Source organism: Marinobacter sp. (genome assembly GCF_040882185.1).
GTDB lineage: Bacteria > Pseudomonadota > Gammaproteobacteria > Pseudomonadales > Oleiphilaceae > Marinobacter.
Window position 1 is genome coordinate 1 of sequence record NZ_JBBEBW010000014.1, and the last position, 19,543, is coordinate 19,543.

Consider the following 19,543-nt stretch of genomic DNA (forward strand, 5'->3'; position numbering starts at 1 on the left):
ACTTTTTCCCGTAATGCATTGCGAAAAGAACTGCGCAGTCGCCGTCGCAATTTATCCACTGCTCAGCAAAATCTGGCGTCCGAACGACTGGCCCTGAATCTGCTCAATGACCCAGAACTCTTTCGCACCCGTCACGTGGCCATTTACCTTCCCAACGACGGCGAAATTGACCCTTTGTGTTACATAGCTCAGGGCCGTAACCGCGGCATCCAGTTCTATTTGCCGGTTTTACATCCTGTTCATCGAGGCAGACTGGTGTTCAGTCCATTTGATGAAGACACCAGGTTGACACCCAACTGCTTTGGCATTCCCGAGCCGGACTTCAAGCAAGGCCTCAAGCGTCCGCCCTGGGCGCTGGATGCAGTATTGATGCCACTGGTGGGGTTTGATAGCGACGGAGGGCGGCTCGGCATGGGAGGGGGGTTCTATGATCGCACTTTCGCGTTTACCCGCTACGCACTCCGCATGGCGCCCAAGCTGATTGGGCTGGCACACGAATGTCAGCGGGTTGAAGCGTTACCGGTTGAAGCCTGGGACATTCCACTGCATGCCATTGTCAGCGATCAGGGGAAATACCGGGCATAACATTCGGGCTGCGCTCTTGCAGAAACGATAAAAACGGTGTGGCGGGCGCAAGCTCAGCAGAACGATTGTCATCATCAGAGGCCTGAATCGACGTAAAGCCCGTGATGACAAGACCAACTGCAAAAACCAGAACGACGGCCCGGATAATGTCAGGCTTTCGATCCATAGGGCGCTCACTCCTCTGCAAAGGCACCAAAGCCTTGCAAATCATACAACTAATTGGACTTTATCGAATTAGCTGAAAGCCTATCATGCATCCCGGATTTTACAATTTTTAACAGATTAACATGTGTTAATTTTTCGCTTTAACGCCGTTCCCTGCCCCAAGAAACAGGCGGTAAGCCTCATTATCGGTCATGTTTTCGTAACGGAAACCGACCTTATCGAGCATGGCCTCGAACTCACCCATTTCATTGTCCTCTACCTGAGCGCCCATTAGGACCCGGCTATAGGCGGCGCCATGATTACGATAGTGGAACATTGAGATATTCCAGCGAGTGCCCAGTGACATCAGGAACTTGAGCAACGCTCCGGGACGCTCTGGGAACTGGAACTGATAGACTTTTTCGTTACCGACATTGGGGGCATGACCGCCTACCATATGGCGGATATGCTGTTTCGCCATGTCGCTGTCAGTCAGGTCAACCACGCCGTAGCCACTTTCCCGAAGATCCTGCACCAATTCTTCCCGCCCGAAGCCACCATGCTGGATATGGATACCGACAAAAATCCGGGCTTCCTCGGTATCGGAGTAGCGGTAATTGAACTCGGTGATACTGCGCTTGTGCAATGCGTTGATAAACGACTTGAAGGCGCCGGGTCGCTCCGGAATTGTCACCGCCAGGATCGCCTCACGTTTCTCGCCGATTTCTGTGCGCTCGGAGATGTAGCGCAGGCGATCAAAATTCATGTTGGCGCCGCTGAGGGTGCCAATCAGATTCTCGTCTTCGATTTCCTCCCGTTCGATATACTTCTTGATGCCAGCCACCGCCAACGCTCCGGCTGGCTCAGCAATGGAGCGGGTGTCTTCGAAGATGTCCTTGATCGCGGCACAGATTTCATCCGTTGAAACGGTAATGACCTCATCGACCAGGTCTTTGCAGATCTCCCACGGATGCTCGCCGATCTGCTTGACCGCTACCCCATCCGCGAAAATTCCCACTTCGTCCAGAATCACCCGCTCGCCTGCAGCCAGTGCCGCCTGCAGACAATTGGAATCATCCGGCTCCACGCCGATAATCCTGGTTTCCGGTCTGAGATACTTGATGTAGGCCGCCATGCCGGCGATCAGACCACCACCACCAACGCAGATGAACACCGCATGAATCGGCCTGGTGAACTGCCACATCAGTTCCATGGCAATGGTGCCCTGCCCGGCGATCACATCCGGATCATCATAGGGCGGAATGTAGGTGTAACCGTGCTTTTTGATCAGTTCCTGAGCGTGGGCTGCCGCTTCATCAAAGGCATCGCCCTTAAGGACTACCTTTGCCCCGAAACTTTTAACCGACCGGACTTTGATGTCCGGTGTGGTCTGAGGCATTACGATCACCGCTTTGATACCCAGCTCTTTCGAGGCCAGCGCCACACCCTGGGCATGATTGCCCGCCGAGGCACAGATCACACCTTTAGCCTTCTGTTCTTCGGACAATTGGACAATTCGGTTGTATGCGCCGCGAATCTTGAAAGAAAACACCGGCTGAAGATCTTCACGCTTGAGGAAGATATTGTTCCCGAAGCGCTTGGAGAGACTCTTGGCTTCGGTCAACGGTGTCTCGATGGCCACGTCATAGACCCGGGCATCGAGGATTTTCTTGATGTAGCGTTGCGGCATAGTGCTGTAATCCAGTGGTCGGCAATACGAATAAAACAGAAATCGGGCGCAAACCCGCGAAAGCAAACGCACAGTGTAGAAAGTTTGCAGAGGGCGCGTCTATAACCCGCATCCCATGAAGGCTATAATTACCAACTCATTTTGTTTTACACCGGAGCTGACCATGAACCAGGACGCACTCAAGCAGGCAGTGGCAAAAGCAGCACTGGACTACATTACGCCGAAACTGAACAGCAACAGCATCATCGGGATTGGAACCGGAAGTACAGCCAACTTCTTCATCGACTTGCTCGGCGGGCACAAGATGGATTTTGAAGGCGCTGTCGCCAGTTCCGATGCGACTGCAGAACGTCTGGAAAAGCATGGCATTCCGGTTTATGACCTGAACAGCGTCGCAGACCTTGAGTTCTATATTGATGGCGCCGATGAAACCAATGAGCGCCTTGAACTGATCAAGGGAGGCGGTGCTGCACTGACCCGCGAGAAAATAGTCGCCGCCGTCGCAAAGACCTTTATCTGCATTGCCGACGAGTCCAAGAAAGTCGATATTCTGGGGGCGTTCCCTCTCCCCGTTGAAGTCATCCCCATGGCACGCAGCCATGTAGGGCGAGAAATCGTTAAACTGGGGGGCGACCCGATGTACCGCGACGGGGTCAGGACTGACAACGGCAACATTATTATCGATATTTATAATATGGACCTGAGCCGCCCCATTGTTATGGAGGAGAAGCTCAATCAGATCGTCGGTATCGTGACCAACGGTCTGTTTGCCCGACGGCCAGCAGACGTCCTGATGCTGGGCTCCGGTCGCGGCGTCGAGACGATCCGCCGCAAAGGTAGTTAACAGCCGGTGCTGGCACTCCTGCATTAAACTTGATGCCTCATGTGGCAACCAAGCGCTTGCTTGGCTATCAGGATTCAGCGACACTTTCCTCAACGCTCAATCCAAAGGGATGTCGCTGTGTCTGACTATTTCAACGAAACTCATCTTCAGGTAAGAATGAGTGCGCGTAAATTCATCACCACTCACGTGCTCCCTCATATTGACGACTGGGAAGAAGCTGGCGAGTTTCCGCGTTCGCTCTACCGCCAGGCGGGCAAAGACGGCCTGCTGGGCATCGGCTTTCCAGAGGCGCTGGGAGGCGTTGGTGAGAACGACGTGTTTCTCAAGGTTGCCGTCTCCGAAGAATTGATGCGCTCGACTTCCGGCGGCCTGGTCGCCAGCCTCGGTTCCCTCGATATCGGCTTACCCCCGGTGGTGAAATGGGCACGGCCCGAGATCCGAGAACACATCGTGCCACCGGTCCTTCGCGGTGAAAAGATCGCGGCTCTTGCCATTACCGAACCCGGCGGCGGCTCCGATGTCGCCAACCTGAAAACACGGGCGGTACGTGACGGCGATCACTACATCGTTAACGGCAGTAAAACCTTTATTACCAGCGGGCTCCGCGCGGATCACTACACCGTCGCAGTACGCACGGGCGGCCCGGGGCATGGTGGCATCAGTTTGCTGCTGATCGATCGCGAAATGCCGGGCTTTTCAACTGGCAACAAACTGCGGAAGATGGGGTGGTGGGCCAGCGATACCGCGGAGTTGTTTTTCGACCATTGCAAAGTACCGGCAGACCGGCTCATTGGCGTTGAAAACGCGGGCTTTATTGCGATCATGAGCAATTTTCTGCAAGAGCGCCTGATGCTGGCCATCATGGCTTACATGACGGCAGAAATTGCGTTGGAGACCACCCTGGAATATGGTCGCAGCCGTGAAGCCTTCGGCCGACCTATTACTGGCTTCCAGGTCACTCGCCACAAGCTGGTCGACATGGCCACCCAGGTTGACGTGGCGCGCGAATACACTTACCGCTGTGCCGCCCTGATGCAGGCTGGCAAGAATCCTGTTAAACAGGTGGCGATGGCCAAGAACTTTGCCACGGACGTCTGCGAAAAAGTGACCAGGGAGGCGGTACAGATTCACGGCGGCATGGGCTACATGCGGGAGTCGGTGGTGGAGCGGCTCTACCGGGATGGCAAGATTCTGTCCATAGGTGGCGGTACCACTGAAATTATGAAGGAGTTGATTGGTAAGCAGATGGGGCTGTAACCAGTTTTCGCCAGGGATATGACGGTAGCCTACCAATGGTTTAGTTTCGATTGCGATCAGATACCCGTATAATTGCGACCACTTTTTAACCGCAGTTTTAACGGACCGACGACAGAGGATCGCACATGAACTTTGACCATATCCCCGCTGGCAAAAACCCGCCCGAAGACATCTATGTTGCTATCGAAATTCCGGCCAACAGCTCGCCGGTAAAGTACGAAATCGACAAGGACATGGGTGCTTTGCTGGTTGACCGTTTTATGGCGACGCCAATGTTTTACCCCGCCAACTACGGTTTTATACCCCATACCCTGGCAGACGATGGGGATGCGCTGGACGTACTGGTGGTAACGCCCTACCCGGTTCAGGCGGGTTCCGTAATTCGCTGCCGACCAGTGGGTGTGCTGAACATGGAAGACGAGGCCGGCGGCGACGCCAAGCTGGTCGCTGTACCCCATGAAAAGCTGTCCAAAGCCTACACCGACGTAAAAGATATTGAAGACCTACCCCAATTGCTGCGGGACCAGATCAAGCACTTTTTCGAGAACTACAAAACCCTCGAAGCTGGCAAGTGGGTCAAGGTCAAGGGCTGGGAAAACGCTGCTGCGGCCCGCAAGGCCATTGAAGAGTCGGTCGCCAACTATAAGGGCTGAACCGCACTTGCATAAAAAAACCGGGCGTTGATGCCCGGTTTTTTTATGCCCGGAATCAGCCCCGGAATATTTTACATACCTCGGCTCAACCTCGAGACAACAGCTCTCGCAAATCGATAATGGACGCGTTCGCGCGGGAGAGATAGGCCGCCATCGTCAGCGAATGGTTGGCCAATACCCCGAACCCACTGCCATTCAGGATCATCGGGCTCCACATACTGCCCTGGGTCCCTTCCAACTCGATAATAATCTGGCGCACGCTGGTCAGCGCATTCTTGTCATTCAGCACTTTGCGGAAGTCCACTTCGATGGCCTTGAAAATGTGTAGCAAAGCCCATGAAGCCCCCCGTGCCTCGTAAAACACATTGTCCCGCAGAGTCCAAGGCGTCTTGACTTCTTCGCCGTCGATACTTTCAGCCAGCGGATCAGCGTTGTCAGTCTGGGTCATGGCGTCCTGCACTGAAGGCTTACCTACACTTTCACCCAGCGTTCGGGACAAACTGCCCAAGCGGGTCTGCAAATCGGCCAGCCAACTATCAAGGTTATCAGCGCGGGCGAAGAACTGGGCATCCGGCTGCTCGGGACGAGAAAGACGGTCAAGGTAACTTCTCAGCGCGGAGATGCCACGGCGATACTCGCCTTCAGTGGAAGGCAGGGCCCAACTGCCACTGTCAAAATTAAACTGCGGCTCCACGACTGTGAGATCGCGATCCTCGGATGACTGGCTCTGGGAACGGCTGATATCCTGGCGCATAGCACGGGATAAATCTCGCATCTGCACCAGCACACCGTATTCCCAGGACGGCATGTTATCCATCCAGATGCCGGGGGGGAAAAGATCGTTCGAGATATAACCACCGGGTTTGTCCAGCAGGGTCTCTCCAATACGCATCATGGTGCTGGCGGTGGCAAACCCGACCACGGGTTCCCGCTGCATCTCATTTGCCAGCGTCCGGGTGTGCTCTCTTACGGAGAAAGTGTCCGGCTCATCACTCCAGATAATGCCAAGCACAATTGTCACCAGCAGGTAAACGACAAGCAGCAAGACCAGTATTTTACCCAGAGAACTTCCGATAGAACTGCCGGTGGAACCTCCCACGTCTTCTTTGCGTTCACGAAAGTAACTTTTTAATCGGCTCAGCATAATGTCATTATCCTATTGTCCTGTAGTGTGAAGGCCCTTGTTACCGGCGCCGGTGAATGTTCCCTGGCACACAGCCCTCTAAGCTGTCTTACCATGACGCAATGAACACCAATCTGCAACGAACGTAACGCCTGGCCGTGGCCCTATAGCAACGCTGGGGCCGGTCTGCCAAGGTAATAGCCAGCGGCACCGTCGATCTCCAGAGTCTGGAGGAATGCCCACTCCTGGGCAGTCTCAACACCCGACACGAAAACTTTGACGCCTCTGCTGTGAGCGATCGCAACCATCGATTCAAGATAGAAGCGGTTGTCTTCGTGAAGGTGTATGTCGTGGATAAAACTGTTATCAATACGTAAAGCCTGAAACGGCAGATTTCTCAGGTAATTGAACGGCACGCCGCCCACGCCAAACCGATCGACCACCACCGCAACGCCGAGCTTGCGCAGGTTGCGTACCAGCAGGCCCACCTTGACGCGGTGATGATGTACTGAATGCTCCGGTATCCCCACCCACAGGCGCTGCCGAAATGGCGACTCCTTGATTCGGGACAGGTAGTTTTTCTGGAACTCGTCATCTGCGACGGATGAATGACCCAGAGTTTGGCTAAGGACCTGCTCCGGGGCTTGCTGGAGCCATGCCAGTGCTTTTTCCAGCACCAATATATCAAGCTGTGCCATCAGCCCGAAACGCTCGGCCATTGGCACAAATAAGGCCCCTTTCAACCAGACTCTTTCAATCATAACCCGGGAAAATACTTGTTGTTGCATTTCGGTAGTGCCATCGGTCGCCAGCAGGGGTTGCTGCCAGAGCGCAATTTTCTGGTCCTCCAAAGCCCGGGTCAGTAAGCCACGCCAGGTTTCTCCCCCATAGTGAGCGGGCGCTGTCGCATCCGCGCTGAAACAGTTACTGCCACTTTTCAATTGAGCCCGCCGAAGAGCCTCGTCACACGCTGCCAGGAGCTCACTGGCTGACAAAGACCCGTCAACTTCCGCCACACCACTGTGAACCGCCGTTTCAACCGGACGGGAAACGTCGGCGTAGACTCCGTCAAACTCGGTGATCAACGCTTTAACCCACTGTAACCCATCGCGTAACCCAACTCCGGGCAGAAAAATTGCAAATTCGGCGCCCATACGCCTGCCTGCAAAAGCGCCAGAATGCGCCAGGGCGACCTTCTTCAGTCGCTCAGCAATCTCTCGTAACAGCTGATCACCCTGCTCCCGACCAAAGCGCTGATTGACTTCAGCGAATTTCGAAAACTGCAGCAGCGCCAGGACCCCCACCGCGGATTTTTCTTCTGACTCCACTTCTACCTTAAGACGTTGATCAAACGCTCGCCGGTTTGCCAGGCCAGTCAGGCTGTCTTCACTGTTAGTGTGCCGCAAGTGCTGGATGAGTTTCGCCTGGCCTTCAAAAAGCGGGCCCAGATCATCGGCCATCTGATTCATGGCGTGGGTGACGCGATTCATCTCACGAGTAGAGGATAAGCTTACACGGCGTCGAAAATCCCGCCGTCCGATCGCCTCTGCCTGGGCCTCAAGCGCCCTCAAGGGGCGCAGAAGGCGCGTTATCAACCAGAACAGGGAGGCCAACGCCGCTCCACCGACGATAAGGCTGCCAAGCAGAATGCCACCACTGATACGCCACAGATCACGATAACCCGGGCCCGGATGGCTGATGACACTGACGCTACCCAGCCGCTGCCAACCCTGCATCACAGCTGCTTCACCTGCAGGGGCAGGCAAGTCTGCCAACGTCACAAACCAATCTGGCACGCTGAGAGCTTCCAGTGAAGCGCTACGCCCGGCAATCAATTCGCCGTCATTACTGGTATATCGGATCTGAAGATAGCTGCCGCTATCAAACATTGCGTCAATCAGAGAGGCGGACGCAATCGGGTCACGCCCATCAATTGCATTTGAAAGTGATAACCCGACCGCAGTCGCGGCATCCTGGGCATGCCAATCGAGCTGACTGGAGATATAGTCCCGGAAACGGTCAAAACTGACGCTCATACTCGCAACCAACAGAGTCAGAATCAGTCCGCTGGTAAATGTCAGCAGCACGCCCCGCAGGGTCATGACGCCAAGTTGATGGTCACGTCGACTGGATTGCATCCCTGCCGCGCCTCGCTTCGGTTAAGAGACTGTCTAAAAGCCGGGCTACCGTAGAACCCGGCCAGCGTTGACAAACATTTACACAGCGTCACCTACGCCGACAACATTAAACACTATAGACTCTGCAAAACGACTAGTGTTGATAATTAAAAAGAAAGCAGGCCGGAGCCCAATGAACGACGATACCCAGAAGGATAAACTCAGGCAGCATTTTGCCCGTCGCGTGACCACACAGGCGAGAGTTGTACTGGATACCTGGCAAAAACTTCGTGAAGCACCCGAGAACTCATCGGCTTTCCAGGCCGATCTGGTGTCGGCCGCAGACAAGCTCGTTCGTTTTGCCCAGCGCTTTGGCATGGACAAACACGCCCACGCTGGTCAGAAACTACTCTCCACGTTGAAGCAATGGCCTCCGGGGGGGCGCCCGGATGCAGAGTCAATGGCCTTGCTGCAAAAGACTATAGATGAACTTAGCCAGAGCACCCTGCGCCGAACAGACCAGGACACTGAAGAAACGCCCAGAACCTTCCGCAGAACGCCTGTTTATGTGGCGCTGGATAACATGGAAATGGCTGGAAGGCTGATCAAACAACTCGAATTTTTCGGCTTTCGAGCATCCGCCTTCCCCAACCCGGAAGCTCTTATGGACGCCTGCGCCCTGCATAAACCCGAGACTATCCTGATGGATGTCAGTTTCGGCGGTCGGACCAATGAGGGCATTGCAACGGTCGAAAGACTGCAGGAACGCCATGACACACCCATTCCGATCGTCTTTATGAGCGATGAAGATGGCTCTATTGAAACCCGGCTGCGGGCCTCCCGGTGCGGCGGCGAAGAGTTCTTCTATCCCGCGGTCGACCCCGGTCAGCTGATCGAGAAAATCGAAACCTATACTCACGGCAACACCGTAGAACCTTATCGTGTATTGGTGCTGGATGATTCCAGGGCTCAAGCCAAGTATATGGAGACGGTCCTCAAAAAAGCTGGCATGACTGCCCACATCATCACCGACCCCATGCAGATCATCCATGCCCTGGAGGCCTTCACGCCTGAAATTATCATTCTGGACATGTACATGCCGGGCTGCACCGGTATGGAGATTGCCCGGGTGATTCGGCAGCAGGACCGGTTACACAGCGTACCCATCATCTATCTGTCAGCCGAGGATGACGTCAGCAAACAGCTTCACGCCATGAGCCTGGGGGGAGATGACTTTCTCACCAAACCCATCGACCCCAAGCACCTGATCGCTACCATCCACAATCGGGGTCGTCGCGCCCGCTCCCTGCTGGCGCTAATGATCCGTGACAGTCTGACCGGGCTCTACAACCACACCCATACGCTGTATCTGCTGGACCAGGAGATTGCGAAAGCCAAGCAGAAGGGTCAGGGGCTCTGCTTCGCCATGATGGATATCGACTACTTCAAGAAGGTCAACGATACCTTCGGTCACCCAATTGGAGACCGCGTCCTGCGCAGCCTCTCCATGTTTCTCAAACAACGTCTGCGCAAAACCGACCATATTGGCCGTTACGGTGGCGAAGAGTTCGCAATTATTCTTCCGGACACCCGTGAAAGCGATGCCCGCAGCGTGCTCAACGAAATCCGTGAGCGCTTTTCCGAACTTCTCCAGCCGGCGGGTGATCGGGAATTCAACGTTACCTTCAGCGCGGGCATTGCCGCCTTGAACGGCGACAGCTCGCAAGCTCTTTGCGAACGGGCCGACCGCGCCCTGTACAAGGCCAAAGAACAGGGCCGCAACTGTGTACTCTCTTCAGACGACTGAAATTACTACGTTTTATGTGCTTCAAGCCCCGATTTCACAAGACACATTATGAAACCAACGTCTTATGGACTCGGCGCCACTCCTTCCTGACAATGGCTGCTCGTTACCGAACAATTGTCAAAAAATGTTGAACAGATTTTGTTTAGCTCGCACGATGGCTGGAAAATGTCGCTATTTTCGGCGATCCTGTTAATAACAACAGAAAGGCATGGATGAACGATGGCCACGATTCTGGTCTTGCATGGCCCCAACCTGAACATGCTCGGCGTTCGCGAACCCGAGGTTTACGGCCATGAGAGCCTGTCAGATATCAATGAGCGACTACACCGGCAAGCGGCGGATGAGGGACACCATCTGATGCACCTGCAGTCCAATGCCGAATACGAATTAATCGAACGCATTCATGAAGCGAGGTCAGAAGGCGTCGACTACATCCTGATTAACCCGGCGGCATTTACTCATACCAGTGTTGCACTTCGCGATGCGTTGCTCGCCTCCGACATCGCCTTTATCGAAGTACATCTCTCCAACGTACATGCCCGCGAGACATTCAGACACCACTCCTATTTTTCCGATATTGCCGACGGCGTTATCTGCGGTCTTGGCAGTATCGGGTATGACTTGGCGCTTCAGGCAGCGCTTAAACGCATTCACCGATAAGATATTAACGGGACCGATTATGGACATTCGCAAGATCAAGAAGCTGATTGAGCTGCTCGAGGAATCCGATGTCGAGGAGCTGGAGATTAAAGAGGGCGACGACTCGGTTCGAATCTCCCGCCGCCGCGAACAGATCGCCAGTGCTCCGATGATGAGCCATTACGCGCCACCTCCCCAGCAACACCAGGCGCTATCCTCACCGACACCGGAAACTCCTGCACCAAGTGCGACGGCTGACCCGGCCGACCGGGGACACGTAGTGAAGTCGCCAATGGTCGGTACTTTCTACGAAGCCGCTTCTCCGACGTCAAAAGCCTTTGTTACCGAAGGTCAGGTTGTCGAAGCCGGTGACGTCATTTGCATTATCGAGGCCATGAAAATGATGAACCAGATAGAGGCCGACAAAAGTGGCACTGTTTCAGAAATTCTGGTGGAAAACGGCCAGCCGGTCGAATTCGATCAGCCCCTGTTCATCATCACCTGAAAGTGTAGCTGACCCATGGCCATGATCGAGAAAGTACTAATCGCAAACCGGGGTGAGATCGCACTCCGGATACTACGTGCCTGCAAAGAACTGGGCATCCGCACCGTCGCCGTTCACTCCCAGGTTGACCGTGAGCTCATGCATGTTCGCCTGGCTGACGAAACCGTCTGTATCGGGCCGAACAGCGCCACCGACAGCTACCTCAATGTACCTGCACTGATCAGTGCGGCTGAGGTCACCGATGCTGTTGCTATTCACCCGGGCTACGGATTCCTCGCGGAAAATGCTGATTTCGCCGAGCAGGTTGAGAAAAGCGGCTTCCGGTTTATCGGGCCACCGGCAGATGTTATTCGTTTGATGGGCAACAAGGTGTCTGCCATCAACTCTATGATCAAGGCGGGCGTGCCTACAGTACCTGGTTCCGATGGTCCCATTGATGCTGATGACGAACGCACCCTGACGATTGCCCGCCGCATCGGCTACCCGGTAATTATCAAGGCGGCATCCGGCGGTGGTGGCCGGGGCATGCAGGTAGTTCACTCAGAAGCCGCATTATTGAAATCGGTCCAGATTACCCAGACCGAAGCACGCAATTCATTCGGTGACGAGACCGTCTACCTTGAGAAATACCTTGAGCGCCCCCGGCATGTAGAAGTTCAGGTGCTGGCCGATATGCACGGCAATGTCATCCATTTGGGCGACCGTGACTGCTCCATGCAGCGTCGGCATCAGAAAGTGCTGGAAGAAGCCCCGGCACCGAACATTGATCCGAAAGCCCGCAAGAAAACCCTGAAAGCCTGTGTCGACGCCTGCAAAACCATCGGTTATGTCGGCGCCGGTACCTTTGAGTTCCTGTATCAGGACGGAGAGTTCTATTTTATCGAAATGAATACCCGGGTGCAGGTAGAACACCCGGTCTCCGAAATGGTGACAGGGGTGGACATTGTGCGTGAGCAGTTACGCATTGCCAGCGGCATGCCACTGCAGTACACCCAGAACGACATCAAGATTTCCGGTCATGCCATCGAGTGCCGTATCAATGCCGAGGACCCGGACACCTTCGTTCCCAGCCCCGGCACGGTGAAGCACTTCCACGCCCCTGGCGGCAACGGTGTTCGGGTAGATTCTCATTTGTACAGTGGTTACACGGTGCCACCTTATTACGACTCGCTGATTGCCAAGCTGATTACCTGGGGTGATGATCGTGAAATCGCCCGCAAGCGCATGAAAAACGCACTGGATGAGCTCGTGGTCGAAGGCATCAAGACCAATCAGCCGCTACACCGCAAACTCTTGCGCGATGGCGGATTCAAACAGGTAGACTTCACCATTCACTACCTGGAACACCTGATACGGAAAAATCATGCCCTGGATTCAACTCCAGATCCCGGCTGATCCGGATAATGCCGATCAGCTTGAGGATTTGCTCATGGAGGTCGGCGCCGAAGCTGTCTCCATGGAAGACGCTGCAGACCAGCCTCTGTATGAGCCAGATCCTGGCACTACGCCACTCTGGTTCGAAACCCGGGTAACCGGCCTGTTTGACTCCGAGCGCAACATAGAACAGCTATGCGCCGAAATCACAGACCGCTGGCACCAACAGACCCAGCAGTCCCTGCCCGACATCGAGGTGACACTGGTGGAAGACAAGGACTGGGCTCGGGCCTGGATGGAGGACTTCAAACCCCTACGGTTCGGAGAGCGTTTATGGATTGTGCCCAGTTGGCACGAAGCGCCCGACCCCGACGCTGCCAATCTCTTACTGGACCCGGGTCTTGCGTTTGGCACCGGAACCCACCAGACCACAGCCCTTTGTCTCGAATGGCTGGACGGGCACGCAGTCGCGGGCAAACAGGTCATTGATTATGGCTGTGGCTCCGGCATTCTGGGCCTTGCGGCCCTGCTGCTGGGCGCGGACCATGTGATCGGCGTCGACACCGATCCCCAGGCTCTGGAAGCCAGCCGGGAAAATGCCCGTCGCAATGACGTACCCGAAGACCGTCTGGACCTCTACCTCCCCGAGCACGAACCTGACACCGTGGCAGAGGTTTTGCTCGCGAATATCCTGGCGCAGCCGCTGATCAGTTTGGCCTCGCATCTGGCTAACCGGGTCTGCATGGGTGGCGATATCGTGCTTTCCGGAATCCTTTCTCATCAGGCCCGTGATGTCATGGAGGCGTATGAGCCCTGGTTCATTATGGATGAGCCGGAAGAGCGTCAGGAATGGGTTCGCCTCACAGGCCGTCGACGCGACAGATGACGAACGGAGCTTGAGCGACTAAACTGCCTCACTCATGGCCGTTCCTATTCGTAACAGGATTTAAGGATGACTCAAGGTACATTGCTGACTCGCTGTCCTCATTGCGACACCCGTTTTCGCGTCACCAATGAACAGTTGGGCGTTGCCAAAGGCAAGGTTCGGTGCGGTAACTGCATGGAAGTGTTCAGTGCCATTGAAAGTCGACATGAAGATATGCCGGAACCTGTCACTGACGAGAACGCAAGCACCGACGTATTGGGCTCCGGTGGTCCGTCCTCCGAGGAAGATTTCGTTTTTCAGGACGACCCCGACGAAGATGCCACAGAGGACAGTTATGCGGGCACTCGCCTCACCTTCTCAGACGATGAGCTGAGCGACAGTTTCCGGTCTTTTGATGAGAAGGCACCCGTCAGCTTTGATACGGATGAGGACAACGACGAAGCCCAATCTGTTGACGAAAGCTGGGCCGAAGCGATGCTGTTTGATGACGACCAGCCCGCCAGGGGGAATCAGAATGATCGTGAGCCGCCGCTGACTGAAGAGCAGGAGCCCGCCTCGTCAGATATTCCGCCGCCGGTACCGAAACCGGAATGGCACAGTGCCCCCGAGGTGAAATCTGAACCTGAGCAGCCAGCTTCTGAACATTCGCTCCATGAGCCACGCGATAGCCAGCCAGAAACCAGAGACTCAGCGGCAGGTATCTCACACCACACGCCCGAAACCGATGGCTCTCCGGAACATGATACCAACTGGACGGAACCGAATGACAATGACTCATCCGACAACCTGAAAGCCGAGCCAAACTCCGCCAGCAATCCTTATTACGGCCTTGGCCATGAGCCCATCGCGGTGCGCCAGCGGCCTTCGCGGGGCTGGCTCGGCAAAACTATCTGGTTTTTGGTGATTATTGGCCTGGTGGGTGTCCTGGTCTCCCAGATGGTCTACTTCCAGTTCGACCGCCTCGCCAGCATCGCGGAGTTGCGACCGTTCTACGAGAAAGGCTGCGAGCTCGCGGGCTGCGAGCTGAAACCTCTGGTTGCCGTTGACCGGATTCAGAGCCGGAAACTTGTGGTTCGAACTGCACCGGAAGATCGTAACTCCCTTATTGTGGACGCTGTCATCCTCAACGATGCCGAGTTCGAGCAGCCCTTCCCCGCCATCGGCCTGACCTTTTCAAACCTGAACGGGGATGTAGTGGCTCAAAGCCTGTTTACGCCGGAGGAGTACCTTGCGGGGGATGCCCGGGATTTATCCGTAATGCCACCCAATACACCGGTGCGAATTGCCATAACAATCCGTGATCCGGGGCGCGATGCCGTCAACTACAACATTTCGTTTCGCCCTAACGGGCAGTAAGTAATAGCTTACCAGCTCGTAATGACGGGGCCGATTCGCGCAAAAGTCAATCAAAAAGATCGAAAAATAATCAACTTTTTCACTGATATACCTCTTTAATCCCTCAGGCCTCAGCGGTATCATTGTCGGCCCTTGTCCTCTGGTGGTTATTTATTCACCAGTAACGCAGACGTGGAATCATGCTACCGACCGCAAAAATCGGGCCTTATACGCTCCCAAACCCGCTGATTGTTGCGCCGATGGCCGGAGTGACGGATCGCCCGTTTCGCCTTTTATGCCGACGTCTCGGGGCGGGCCTGGCGGTCTCGGAAATGGTGATCGCAGATAGCAGTCTCTGGCATACCCGAAAATCCCGCTTGCGGCTGGACCATGCTGGCGAGCCGGAACCACGCTCGGTGCAGATAGCCGGCGGGGATCCTGAGATGCTGGCCAATGCCGCCCGAGTGAACGCGGCCCATGGTGCCCAGATTATCGACATCAATATGGGTTGCCCGGCGAAAAAGGTGTGCAACAAGGCAGCTGGCTCCGCGCTGATGAAAGATGAGGGCCTGGTGCGCGACATCCTGATAGCGGTGGTGTCCGCGGTTGACGTCCCGGTGACACTGAAGATGCGTACCGGCTGGGATAGTGATCATCGCAATGCGCCAATGATTGCGCGCATGGCTGAAGATGCTGGCATACAGGCGCTGGCCATTCACGGTCGTACCCGGGCCGATGCCTATAAGGGTGAGGCAGAGTACGACACCATTGCCCTGGTGAAGTCGCAAGTCGGTATTCCGGTGTTCGCCAATGGCGATGTTACCTCACCACAGGAAGCGGCTTGGGTGCTTAACCATACCGGGGCAGATGGCCTGCTGATTGGCCGCGCTGCCCAAGGCAGTCCATGGATTTTCCGGGAGATCCTGCACTTTCTGAAAACCGGGCAGGAATTAGCACCGCCAGCGCTTGATGAGGTGGAGCAAATATTGATAGAACATCTGCTCGCCCTACACGATTTTTACGGTGAACGTATGGGCGTCCGCATCGCAAGAAAACATGTAGGCTGGTATCTCCAGTCTCACGATGAAGACAAACAGTTCAGAAAACGCTTCAACGCCATTGAACGCGCGGGGGAGCAACAGGACGAAATTCAACGGTATTTTAAAGGCTTACGAAATGGAGAGGTATTCGCAGCATGACCGCTGAGACACTGGCAAATGACAAAATGGCGCAACCCACGAGTGATGATGTTCATCAGTTGCAAACGGTAAATAGCAGTGGCAAAACCGTTACCCTCAGGGATAGCGTGGAAGTGGCCCTGAAAAACTATTTTGCCCAACTCGATGGCGCACCGGTCACAGAGGTCTACCAGTTAGTCCTCTCCGAAGTTGAAGCCCCTCTGCTTGAGCAGGTCATGAAGTACACCCGTAACAACCAGACCAAAGCTTCCACCATGCTTGGTCTGAATCGTGGCACGCTGCGCAAAAAACTTAAGCAATACGGTTTGCTATAATCCTGGCATCCCGACGTGTGTAGGGCCTCCCGGATATCATCTGCGAGGCCTTTATTCTTAATCACCCAAGGACTTTCTGAACAAGCTCCTGACTCGGCCACCAAGGCCCCAGTGACTTCTCCAGAATCTCCCCAGCGAAAATGTGACCCATGGCAAATCAGGCTAATACCCCCGTCCGTCGTGCACTGATCAGCGTTTCTGATAAAACCGGCATAGTTGACTTCGCAAGGCAACTAGCGGGCCAGGGCATCGAACTGCTCTCCACCGGTGGCACTTTCAGGCTGCTCAAGGAAAACCAGATTGCCGTAATCGAAGTCAGTGATTACACCGGCTTTCCGGAAATGATGGACGGTCGTGTCAAAACCCTGCACCCGAAGATCCATGGCGGCATTCTTGGGCGACGCGGGGTGGATGATGCGGTCATGGCCCAACACGACATCGCACCTATCGATATGGTGGTCGTCAATCTGTACCCTTTCCAGGCCGCAATAACAGACCCGGACTGCGATCTTGCCAACGCCATCGAAAATATCGATATTGGCGGCCCCACCATGGTGAGGGCAGCGGCAAAAAACCATAACGATGTGGCTATCGTAGTAAATGTCTCGGACTACAGCCGGATTGCCACCGAACTTTCTGCTAACGACGGTCAACTGCGCTACCAGACCCGGTTTGACCTGGCCGTGAAAGCCTTTGAGCACACCGCAGCCTACGACGGCGCCATTGCCAACTATCTGGGTGGCCGCACCGCTGACAACGACAATGCCGACTTTCCTCGCACCTTCAACACCCAGTACATCAAGGTGCAAGACATGCGTTATGGCGAAAACCCGCATCAGCGGGCTGCTTTTTACGCCGAGCGTGAACCACAGGAAGCCTGTGTTGCCACCGCAAAACAGATTCAGGGCAAGGCGCTGTCATTCAACAACGTGGCCGATACCGATGCTGCGCTTGAATGCGTCAAGCCGTTCGCTGACCCTGCCTGCGTTATCGTTAAACACGCTAACCCTTGTGGTGTGGCGATTGGGAGTGACATTCGACAGGCCTACGACCTTGCCTTTGCTACCGACCCGACCTCTGCATTCGGGGGCATTATCGCCTTCAACCGGGAACTGGACGCAGACACGGCAAAAGCCATCATTGACCGCCAATTTGTCGAAGTAATCATCGCTCCCAGTATTGCATCAGAAGCTGCGGAGCTGGTCGCCACTAAAAAGAACGTGCGGCTGCTGGCTTGCGGTGAATTTGATGGTGAACGTGCCAGATCGCTGGATTACAAGCGCGTTACTGGCGGACTGCTGGTGCAGGACCGTGACCTCGGTATGGTCGCTATGGAAGACGTTAAAGTAGTGACTGATCGGCAGCCTACCGAAACTGAGCTGAACGATCTCCTGTTTGCCTGGGAAGTGGCAAAATACGTTAAATCCAACGCCATTGTTTACGCCCGTTCTGGCCGTACCATTGGTATTGGCGCTGGCCAGATGAGTCGCGTGTATAGTGCACGCATTGCAGGCATCAAGGCAGCCGACGAAGGCCTGGAGGTGAAGGGCTCGGTGATGTCTTCCGATGCTTTCTTCCCGTTCCGGGACGGCATCGATGCCGCTGCTAAAGCAGGTATCACCGCGGTCATCCAGCCCGGTGGCTCAATGCGGGACCAGGAAGTCATCGATGCCGCCAACGAACACGGCATCGCGATGGTCTTCACTGGCATGCGTCATTTCCGGCACTGATACATCCGGTATTCATACATCAAAGGAACCTGCACCATGAATATTCTGATCATCGGTAATGGTGGCCGTGAACACGCACTGGCCTGGAAAGTTGCACAGTCACCCCAGGCGGATCAAGTTTTCGTGGCACCGGGTAACGCCGGTACCGCGACCGAACCAGGGCTTGAGAACGTTGCCATTGATGTTATGGACCTGAGCGGATTGGCGGACTTTGCAACCTCCCAAAAAGTTGGCCTCACCATTGTAGGCCCTGAGGCGCCGCTGGTTGAAGGGATAGTCGACCTGTTTGAAAGCCGGGGGCTCAGAGTATTTGGCCCCTCCAAAGGCGCAGCCCAACTGGAAGGTTCCAAAGCCTTCACCAAGAATTTCCTCGCACGCCATGCCATCCCAACGGCCGACTACGGCAACTTCACCGATGTCGACGAAGCACTGGCATATGTTCGTAAACAGGGCGCGCCCATAGTAGTCAAGGCGGATGGCCTGGCCGCGGGCAAAGGCGTGATTATAGCGATGACCCTGGCCGAAGCGGAAGACGCCATTCGTGACATGCTTGCTGGCAATGCCTTCGGGGACGCTGGCAGCCGGGTGGTGGTGGAAGAATTTCTTGAAGGCGAGGAAGCCAGCTTTATCGTTATGGTCGATGGCACGAACGTACTTGCCATGGCAACGTCCCAGGATCACAAGCGCGTGGGTGACGACGATACCGGCCCCAATACCGGCGGTATGGGCGCTTACTCTCCTGCACCGGTGGTGACGGCTGACGTTCACCAACGCATCATGGATGAAGTCATCTACCCTACCGTCAGAGGCATGGCCAACGAAGGCCACACTTATACCGGCTTTCTCTATGCCGGGCTGATGATTGACCCGCAGGGCGCTCCAAAAGTCATCGAGTTCAACTGCCGCTTTGGCGACCCTGAGACCCAACCTATCATGCTCCGGATGCAATCCGATCTGGTAGAGCTCTGTGAAGCCGCCATCGATGGCAAGCTCGACCAGTGCAGTTCCGACTGGGATGAACGAGCCGCCGTGGGGGTCGTACTGGCGGCTGGCGGTTACCCTGGCAGCTACAGCAAAGGAGATGTCATTTCCGGTCTACCAGAACAGGAAATCTCCGGCGAGAAAGTGTTCCACGCAGGCACCCGGCTTGAAGAGGATCAGGTGGTTACCAATGGCGGACGTGTTCTGTGCGCCACCGCCCTCGGTAATACCGTCACCGAAGCCCAACAGCGCGCTTACCAACTGGCAGAGAAGATCCGCTGGGACGGCAGCTTCTACCGCAACGATATTGCCTATCGGGCGATCAAAAGAGAACAGGCCTGAGCAAAGCCCGTATCTTCT

At 55.2% G+C, this 19,543-nt stretch carries 18 protein-coding genes; 14 read left to right on the forward strand and 4 right to left on the reverse strand.

What is annotated here, in order from left to right:
• Window positions 1-585: 5-formyltetrahydrofolate cyclo-ligase (locus WEB64_RS08520; RefSeq protein WP_368065556.1), on the forward strand; the 585-nt coding region annotated here is incomplete at its 5' end.
• Here WEB64_RS08520 and WEB64_RS08525 read toward each other — a convergent pair.
• Both WEB64_RS08525 and ilvA read right to left on the reverse strand, forming a co-directional pair.
• A complete protein-coding gene (locus WEB64_RS08525) occupies window positions 557-751 on the reverse strand; it encodes a hypothetical protein (RefSeq protein ID WP_368060388.1) in 195 nt (64 codons plus the stop codon). The two genes, WEB64_RS08520 and WEB64_RS08525, sit on opposite strands and share 29 nt — an antisense overlap.
• 126 nt (window positions 752-877) lie before the next feature.
• On the reverse strand, window positions 878-2,419 hold the full coding sequence (ilvA, locus tag WEB64_RS08530; protein WP_368060386.1) for a threonine ammonia-lyase, biosynthetic: 1,542 nt from the start codon (window positions 2,417-2,419) through the stop codon (window positions 878-880).
• 163 nt (window positions 2,420-2,582) lie between these two features.
• On the opposite strand from ilvA, the gene rpiA reads away from it, so the two are divergent.
• The 3 genes from rpiA (at window position 2,583) to ppa (ending at window position 5,173) form a co-directional block, all read left to right on the forward strand.
• A complete protein-coding gene (gene rpiA, locus WEB64_RS08535; RefSeq protein WP_368060384.1) occupies window positions 2,583-3,263 on the forward strand; it encodes a ribose-5-phosphate isomerase RpiA in 681 nt (226 codons plus the stop codon).
• Window positions 3,264-3,380: 117 nt separating this feature from the next.
• On the forward strand, window positions 3,381-4,520 hold the full coding sequence (locus tag WEB64_RS08540; RefSeq protein WP_368060382.1) for an acyl-CoA dehydrogenase family protein: 1,140 nt from the start codon (window positions 3,381-3,383) through the stop codon (window positions 4,518-4,520).
• Between the two features lie 125 nt (window positions 4,521-4,645).
• Complete coding sequence (ppa, locus tag WEB64_RS08545; RefSeq protein ID WP_368060380.1) at window positions 4,646-5,173, forward strand: inorganic diphosphatase; 528 nt, start codon at window positions 4,646-4,648, stop codon at window positions 5,171-5,173.
• 85 nt (window positions 5,174-5,258) lie between these two features.
• Here the strand turns inward: ppa and WEB64_RS08550 are convergent, their stop codons facing one another.
• On the reverse strand, window positions 5,259-6,317 hold the full coding sequence (locus WEB64_RS08550) for a DUF2333 family protein (protein ID WP_368060378.1): 1,059 nt from the start codon (window positions 6,315-6,317) through the stop codon (window positions 5,259-5,261).
• Window positions 6,318-6,460: 143 nt separating this feature from the next.
• Window positions 6,461-8,434, reverse strand: a complete 1,974-nt coding sequence (locus tag WEB64_RS08555; protein ID WP_368060376.1) for an EAL domain-containing protein — start codon at window positions 8,432-8,434, stop codon at window positions 6,461-6,463.
• 172 nt (window positions 8,435-8,606) lie between these two features.
• Here WEB64_RS08555 and WEB64_RS08560 point away from each other — a divergent pair, with 172 nt between their 5' ends.
• The 10 genes from WEB64_RS08560 (at window position 8,607) to purD (ending at window position 19,525) form a co-directional block, all read left to right on the forward strand.
• Window positions 8,607-10,220 carry a diguanylate cyclase gene (locus tag WEB64_RS08560; protein ID WP_368060374.1) on the forward strand — a complete coding sequence of 538 codons (1,614 nt, stop codon included), beginning with the start codon at window positions 8,607-8,609 and terminating at the stop codon, window positions 10,218-10,220.
• Between the two features lie 219 nt (window positions 10,221-10,439).
• Window positions 10,440-10,880: a type II 3-dehydroquinate dehydratase gene (gene aroQ / locus WEB64_RS08565; RefSeq protein ID WP_368060372.1), complete on the forward strand. Its 441-nt coding sequence runs from the start codon at window positions 10,440-10,442 to the stop codon at window positions 10,878-10,880.
• Window positions 10,881-10,899: 19 nt separating this feature from the next.
• Window positions 10,900-11,364, forward strand: a complete 465-nt coding sequence (gene accB / locus WEB64_RS08570; protein ID WP_368060370.1) for an acetyl-CoA carboxylase biotin carboxyl carrier protein — start codon at window positions 10,900-10,902, stop codon at window positions 11,362-11,364.
• Window positions 11,365-11,379: 15 nt separating this feature from the next.
• Complete coding sequence (gene accC, locus WEB64_RS08575; protein ID WP_368060368.1) at window positions 11,380-12,759, forward strand: acetyl-CoA carboxylase biotin carboxylase subunit; 1,380 nt, start codon at window positions 11,380-11,382, stop codon at window positions 12,757-12,759.
• Window positions 12,728-13,624: a 50S ribosomal protein L11 methyltransferase gene (prmA, locus tag WEB64_RS08580; protein WP_368060366.1), complete on the forward strand. Its 897-nt coding sequence runs from the start codon at window positions 12,728-12,730 to the stop codon at window positions 13,622-13,624. The genes accC and prmA overlap by 32 nt, the downstream gene beginning before the upstream one ends.
• 66 nt (window positions 13,625-13,690) lie before the next feature.
• The gene (locus WEB64_RS08585) at window positions 13,691-14,980 is read left to right on the forward strand and encodes a DUF3426 domain-containing protein (protein WP_368060364.1); all 1,290 of its coding nucleotides are present in this window, start codon (window positions 13,691-13,693) and stop codon (window positions 14,978-14,980) included.
• 179 nt (window positions 14,981-15,159) lie between these two features.
• Window positions 15,160-16,158, forward strand: coding sequence for a tRNA dihydrouridine synthase DusB (gene dusB / locus WEB64_RS08590; RefSeq protein WP_368060362.1), 999 nt, complete (start codon window positions 15,160-15,162; stop codon window positions 16,156-16,158).
• A complete protein-coding gene (fis, locus tag WEB64_RS08595) occupies window positions 16,155-16,472 on the forward strand; it encodes a DNA-binding transcriptional regulator Fis (protein WP_368060360.1) in 318 nt (105 codons plus the stop codon). The genes dusB and fis overlap by 4 nt, the downstream gene beginning before the upstream one ends.
• Window positions 16,473-16,621: 149 nt before the next feature.
• Window positions 16,622-18,202: a bifunctional phosphoribosylaminoimidazolecarboxamide formyltransferase/IMP cyclohydrolase gene (gene purH / locus WEB64_RS08600; RefSeq protein ID WP_368060358.1), complete on the forward strand. Its 1,581-nt coding sequence runs from the start codon at window positions 16,622-16,624 to the stop codon at window positions 18,200-18,202.
• 36 nt (window positions 18,203-18,238) lie between these two features.
• The gene (gene purD / locus WEB64_RS08605; RefSeq protein WP_368060356.1) at window positions 18,239-19,525 is read left to right on the forward strand and encodes a phosphoribosylamine--glycine ligase; all 1,287 of its coding nucleotides are present in this window, start codon (window positions 18,239-18,241) and stop codon (window positions 19,523-19,525) included.
• Window positions 19,526-19,543: the final 18 nt, after the last annotated feature.

What these genes read in the sequence shown, in the direction of transcription:
- WEB64_RS08525 (WP_368060388.1), bottom strand. Translation starts at nt 751, where the DNA reads ATGGATCGAAAGCCTGACATTATCCGGGCCGTCGTTCTGGTTTTTGCA.
- ilvA (WP_368060386.1), bottom strand. Translation starts at nt 2,419, where the DNA reads ATGCCGCAACGCTACATCAAGAAAATCCTCGATGCCCGGGTCTATGAC.
- rpiA (WP_368060384.1), top strand. Translation starts at nt 2,583, where the DNA reads ATGAACCAGGACGCACTCAAGCAGGCAGTGGCAAAAGCAGCACTGGAC.
- ppa (WP_368060380.1), top strand. Translation starts at nt 4,646, where the DNA reads ATGAACTTTGACCATATCCCCGCTGGCAAAAACCCGCCCGAAGACATC.
- WEB64_RS08550 (WP_368060378.1), bottom strand. Translation starts at nt 6,317, where the DNA reads ATGCTGAGCCGATTAAAAAGTTACTTTCGTGAACGCAAAGAAGACGTG.
- WEB64_RS08555 (WP_368060376.1), bottom strand. Translation starts at nt 8,434, where the DNA reads ATGCAATCCAGTCGACGTGACCATCAACTTGGCGTCATGACCCTGCGG.
- WEB64_RS08560 (WP_368060374.1), top strand. Translation starts at nt 8,607, where the DNA reads ATGAACGACGATACCCAGAAGGATAAACTCAGGCAGCATTTTGCCCGT.
- aroQ (WP_368060372.1), top strand. Translation starts at nt 10,440, where the DNA reads ATGGCCACGATTCTGGTCTTGCATGGCCCCAACCTGAACATGCTCGGC.
- accB (WP_368060370.1), top strand. Translation starts at nt 10,900, where the DNA reads ATGGACATTCGCAAGATCAAGAAGCTGATTGAGCTGCTCGAGGAATCC.
- accC (WP_368060368.1), top strand. Translation starts at nt 11,380, where the DNA reads ATGGCCATGATCGAGAAAGTACTAATCGCAAACCGGGGTGAGATCGCA.
- prmA (WP_368060366.1), top strand. Translation starts at nt 12,728, where the DNA reads ATGCCCTGGATTCAACTCCAGATCCCGGCTGATCCGGATAATGCCGAT.
- WEB64_RS08585 (WP_368060364.1), top strand. Translation starts at nt 13,691, where the DNA reads ATGACTCAAGGTACATTGCTGACTCGCTGTCCTCATTGCGACACCCGT.
- dusB (WP_368060362.1), top strand. Translation starts at nt 15,160, where the DNA reads ATGCTACCGACCGCAAAAATCGGGCCTTATACGCTCCCAAACCCGCTG.
- fis (WP_368060360.1), top strand. Translation starts at nt 16,155, where the DNA reads ATGACCGCTGAGACACTGGCAAATGACAAAATGGCGCAACCCACGAGT.
- purH (WP_368060358.1), top strand. Translation starts at nt 16,622, where the DNA reads ATGGCAAATCAGGCTAATACCCCCGTCCGTCGTGCACTGATCAGCGTT.
- purD (WP_368060356.1), top strand. Translation starts at nt 18,239, where the DNA reads ATGAATATTCTGATCATCGGTAATGGTGGCCGTGAACACGCACTGGCC.